Here is a 3,993-nt window from a genome sequence, read left to right on the forward strand (position 1 = left end):
AGGCGGAATCGTTTGTGATCCTCGTAATATGTCATTCCGTGAACTTGAAAGGCTGAGCCGGGGCTATGTTCGCGCAATTAGCCAAATCGTGGGGCCGACTAAAGATATCCCGGCACCTGATGTATTTACGAATTCCCAAATCATGGCTTGGATGATGGATGAATACAGCCGTATGGATGAATTCAACTCGCCAGGATTCATTACGGGTAAACCGCTAGTGCTTGGTGGTTCTCATGGCCGTGAATCAGCCACTGCCAAGGGTGTGACGATTTGTATCAATGAAGCTGCCAAGAAACGCGGCATCGATATTAAAGGTGCACGGGTAGTCATTCAAGGTTTTGGTAACGCAGGTAGTTTCTTAGCTAAATTCATGCATGACGCAGGTGCTAAAGTTATTGGGATTTCTGATGCATATGGTGCTCTTCATGATCCTGAAGGATTGGATATCGATTATCTTCTCGATCGGAGAGATAGTTTCGGAACTGTAACGAAATTGTTTAAAACCACAATTTCAAATAAAGAACTGCTTGAATTGGAATGTGATATTTTAGTTCCAGCAGCAATTGAAAACCAAATCACTGAAGAAAATGCTGCTGATATCAAAGCATCGATCGTTGTCGAGGCAGCTAACGGACCTACAACGATTGAAGCGACACAAATCCTAACGGATCGCGGAATCCTACTTGTTCCTGATGTCCTTGCTTCTGCTGGCGGTGTAACGGTTTCTTACTTCGAATGGGTACAAAATAATCAAGGGTATTACTGGTCTGAAGAAGAAGTTGACGAAAAGCTGGAAAAAATCCTTGTGAAATCTTTTAATAACATTTATGAACTTGCACAATCAAGACGTGTTGATATGCGTCTAGCAGCTTATATGATTGGCGTAAGAAAAATGGCTGAAGCTTCTCGCTTCCGTGGTTGGATCTAAAAGATTCAAATCAAGTATTGATTTATAGTTAAAACATGTTCATTGCATTATCATTGAAATGATTTGTAAAAACTCCTATCATGTATTGATAGGAGTTTTTATTTTTTGGACGAACGAATTACATAGTGCATGGAAAGGCAGTGGAATAAAGATGAATGTTGAAGAAGTCATTATCATAGGTGGGGGCCCTTGCGGATTGGCTGCTGCGATCGCTCTTAAAGAAGTGGGAATACAGTCCTTGGTCATTGAAAAAGGCAATGTGGTTGATTCCATTTACCGTTATCCGACACATCAAACATTTTTCAGTTCGAGTGAAAAACTTGAGATTGGTGATATTGCTTTTATAATCGAAAACCGTAAGCCGGTCCGCAATCAGGCCCTAGCCTATTATAGGGAGGTAGTCAGAAGGAAGGAATTGCGGGTCAATAAATTCGAAAAAGTGGAAAAGGTGGAGAAACGTGAAGATGGGAAGTTTTTAGTCAAAACATCCAAAGGGGAGTATACAGCTTTGCATGTGATCATATCGACAGGTTACTATGATCATCCTAATTATATGTGCATACCGGGTGAACAGCTCCCTAAAGTGTTTCATTACTTCAAGGAGGGCCATCCCTACTTCAATTGTGATGTTGCAGTCATCGGGGGCAAAAACTCAAGTGTGGATGCAGCTCTGGAATTGGTCAAATCAGGTGCAAGGGTTTCAGTCCTTTATAGAGGATCGGAGTACTCTCCAAGTATCAAACCTTGGATTCTTCCTGAATTTGAATCATTAGTCCGCAATGGAACCATCAAGATGGAATTTAATGCAAATGTTGACAGGATAACGGAAGACAGCGTCATCTATCATGTGGGGGATGAGGAAAAAGTCATTAAAAATGATTTTGTATTTGCAATGACTGGTTACCATCCTGACCATTCCTTTTTAGCTTCAATGGGCATTACTATTGATAAGGAGACTGGAAGGCCCGCATATAACGAGGAAACGATGGAGACGAACGTTAAAGGTCTTTATATTGCAGGGGTTCTGGCAGCCGGAAATAATGCGAACGAAATCTTCATCGAGAACGGCAGGTTTCATGGTGGATTGATCGCCTATCATTTGGCTGTTAAAGAAAAGTGAATTATTTAAATGAGGAGCAGTGACCGTATGGAAAAAATATCATTAATAACCACTGGTGGGACTATTGCCAGTAAAGAAACTGTGAATGGTATGTTGGCCTCTGGTGCATTGACTGGCCATGAGTTGGCAGCACTTTGCGAATTGCCCAAAGATATCGAGGTTAAAGTGGTTGATCTTTTCCAGATTTCAAGCATGTCCATGTCCTTTGAAAAAATGCTACAGCTTAAATCAGCCATTCAAAAGGAATTGGACGATCCAGATGTTACGGGAATCGTCGTGACCCACGGTACGGATACACTTGAGGAAACGGCTTATTTCCTTGATGTCACGAGTAAGGATCAACGACCTATCGTATTAACCGGCTCCCAGCGTTCTCCTCATGAGGTGGGCACCGATGTATATTCCAATCTAAGGAATTCGATTTTATGCGCTGCGAGTGATCTTATTAGGGATGTTGGTGTAGTGGTTGTTTTTAATGAGCGGATCTATTCTGCAAAGTATGTCAAAAAAGTTCATGCTTCCAATTTGCAGGGGTTCGAATCTTTTGGTTATGGGTATTTGGGGATAATTGACAATGATGTCGTTAGCATCTATCAAAAACCTTTACATAGGGAGTGTTATGATATTCAGAATCTTATCCCAAGGGTGGATATCATCAAGTGCCATACAGGCGCTGATGGCCTCTTCATTGATGCTGCGGTTGCAAATGGTGCGAAAGGCATTGTGCTCGAAGGTGTAGGAAGGGGACAAGTTACCCCTGTAATGGTAACTTCCATACAAGCTGCAATCGATGAAGGAATTACGATCATCATGACCACAAGTGCAGAAGAAGGAAAAGTTTACCCCGCATATGATTATGAAGGCAGCGCATTTGATTTAAAACAACGCGGTGTGATATTAGGTGCTGATTATGACAGCAAGAAGGCTCGAATCAAGTTAGCTGTCATTCTGGCAAGCGAAAACCTTATAGATGAGACCTTCTTTAAGAACTGAAGAATAAAATAAAATTTGGAAGACTTTATTCTTGGATTCAGTTTTTCTTCATTCCATGGTACGATTAAAGAAATGAAGATGAAAAGAGGGTCAGCTAATGCTGGTCATGTTGTCAGCTGCTATTGCGCCAGGATTGGCGTTACTGAGCTATTTCTATTTGAAAGATCAATATGAAACCGAACCGATATCGGTTGTGGTCAAAACTTTTTTATTCGGTGTATTTCTTGTATTGCCGATTATGTTCATACAGTATGTGCTCGAAACCGAACATATCCTGGATACTGATTTAGCAAATGCTTTTTTATGGGCTGCACTGCTTGAGGAATTCTTCAAGTGGTTCATACTCATTTATGTTATTTATCAGCATGTGGCATTCGATGAGCCATATGATGGGATTGTTTACGGAGCCGCAGTTTCCCTTGGATTCGCCACAATGGAGAATATTTTGTACCTGTTGGCCAACGGGGTGGAACACGCTTTTCTTAGGGCGGTACTACCTGTATCCAGTCATGCTTTGTTCGGTGTGATCATGGGATATTATTTGGGCAAGGCGAAATTTTCGGCTTCGAATAATAGGGTCTATTTATTATTGGCATTGATCATACCGATTTCGTTACATGGGGTTTACGATTATATTTTAGTTTCCCAAAAATTTTGGGTGTACTTTATTATGCCATTCATGATTTATCTATGGTGGTTAGGCATGAAAAAAGTAAAGAAAGCACGTTTGTTGTCTGACTTTCACGCAAAAAAACTTTCACAAAATCATTACCTTAGCAAATGACGAATACTATCAAAACGGAGTGCTGGCATATTTTGCCCGCTCCGTTTTTTTTATGTTGGGAATAAAAAAACCCGTAAAGAAGAAAATAGAATTACATTAATTCAAGAAAAAGAGGAGTGTTTTTGATGAAAGGAATTTCGTCAAAATGGAAATTGATTTTTCTTTTTT

4 protein-coding genes are annotated in these 3,993 nt (G+C 40.6%); all 4 read left to right on the forward strand.

Going from position 1 to position 3,993, the window contains the following annotated elements:
- Window positions 1–928 (forward strand): Glu/Leu/Phe/Val family dehydrogenase (locus tag ACFVSH_RS23845; protein WP_387708200.1); only part of this gene is annotated, 928 nt, incomplete at its 5' end.
- A 151-nt stretch (window positions 929–1,079) separates the two neighbouring features.
- The gene (locus ACFVSH_RS23850; protein ID WP_260286055.1) at window positions 1,080–2,048 is read left to right on the forward strand and encodes a YpdA family putative bacillithiol disulfide reductase; all 969 of its coding nucleotides are present in this window, start codon (window positions 1,080–1,082) and stop codon (window positions 2,046–2,048) included.
- 27 nt (window positions 2,049–2,075) lie between these two features.
- Window positions 2,076–3,041 (forward strand): asparaginase, encoded by a 966-nt coding sequence (locus tag ACFVSH_RS23855; protein ID WP_387708202.1) that lies wholly within the window; start codon window positions 2,076–2,078, stop codon window positions 3,039–3,041.
- Window positions 3,042–3,138: 97 nt separating this feature from the next.
- Window positions 3,139–3,825, forward strand: coding sequence for a glutamic-type intramembrane protease PrsW (gene prsW, locus ACFVSH_RS23860; RefSeq protein ID WP_192205367.1), 687 nt, complete (start codon window positions 3,139–3,141; stop codon window positions 3,823–3,825).
- Window positions 3,826–3,993 lie beyond the last annotated feature (168 nt).

The sequence above is a fragment of the Peribacillus sp. NPDC058002 genome, from assembly GCF_042886655.1.
GTDB classification, from domain to species: domain Bacteria; phylum Bacillota; class Bacilli; order Bacillales; family DSM-1321; genus Peribacillus; species Peribacillus aracenensis.

Excerpts from the sequence above, each read along its gene's own strand:
- ACFVSH_RS23850 (WP_260286055.1), top strand. The coding sequence starts at position 1,080 with ATGAATGTTGAAGAAGTCATTATCATAGGTGGGGGCCCTTGCGGATTG.
- ACFVSH_RS23855 (WP_387708202.1), top strand. The coding sequence starts at position 2,076 with ATGGAAAAAATATCATTAATAACCACTGGTGGGACTATTGCCAGTAAA.
- prsW (WP_192205367.1), top strand. The coding sequence starts at position 3,139 with ATGCTGGTCATGTTGTCAGCTGCTATTGCGCCAGGATTGGCGTTACTG.